Source organism: Faecalibacillus sp. TM498 (assembly GCF_020589955.1).
Lineage (GTDB): Bacteria > Bacillota_I > Bacilli_A > Erysipelotrichales > Coprobacillaceae > Faecalibacillus > Faecalibacillus intestinalis.
Genome location: NZ_JAJDKB010000138.1, coordinates 1 through 672, shown reverse-complemented (window position 1 = coordinate 672; position 672 = coordinate 1). Strand labels below are relative to the sequence as shown.

Annotated in this window: 1 pseudogene; it reads left to right on the top strand. The window is 33.0% G+C overall.

Annotation, left to right across the window (positions count from 1 at the left end):
• Window positions 1-74: 74 nt before the first annotated feature.
• Window positions 75-221: pseudogene (locus tag LJD32_RS15705) on the top strand (transposase); the annotation flags it as partial.
• Between the last annotated feature and the right edge of the window lie 451 nt (window positions 222-672).

Here is a 672-nt window from a genome sequence, read left to right as displayed (position 1 = left end):
CCATGGCTGAAAACCGCATCATCAAATATGAAGATGACAAAAAGATGATCAGATGATGGTACAACCGTCATGAGGATGAAAAATATATCGAAGTATATGAAAGTGCTGAAAACTTTATAAACAATCTTATCCTTCACTGTCCTGATGAAAACTTTAAAATGGTCAGATACTATGGTTTCTATTCAAACAGGAATAAAAAGTATATGAACTTTATGAAATAAAAAAGAAAAAGCATATCAGAAATCCGAAAGAAAGAAAAAAGATTTAAAAAACAAACTTGACCATCTAAAATACCGCACACATATGATAGAATCATTTCAAAAAAATACTCTTTTATGTTCATGTGGCAATCTTATGAAATGTGAATATACATAGGTACCCCTAATGACAGAATCTCCAGTAAACATGGTGAAGTTGAAATATAATGTCCTGTATACAATGGTCCTAGGAGAAGAATCAAATAACCACTGTATGATTGCAGGATAAAAAAATTTATACCAGATTACACAAATATGTCATGGTATTTTAGTATGAATTTTTATATGCTATTTCCCACGCATTCAAATTCTTAATAAACAAAAAAAAGAGTCATGAATGACTCTCTTAATTACAATTACTGGCGGTCTGGACGGGACTCGAACCCGCGACCTCCGCCGTGACAGGGCGGCATTC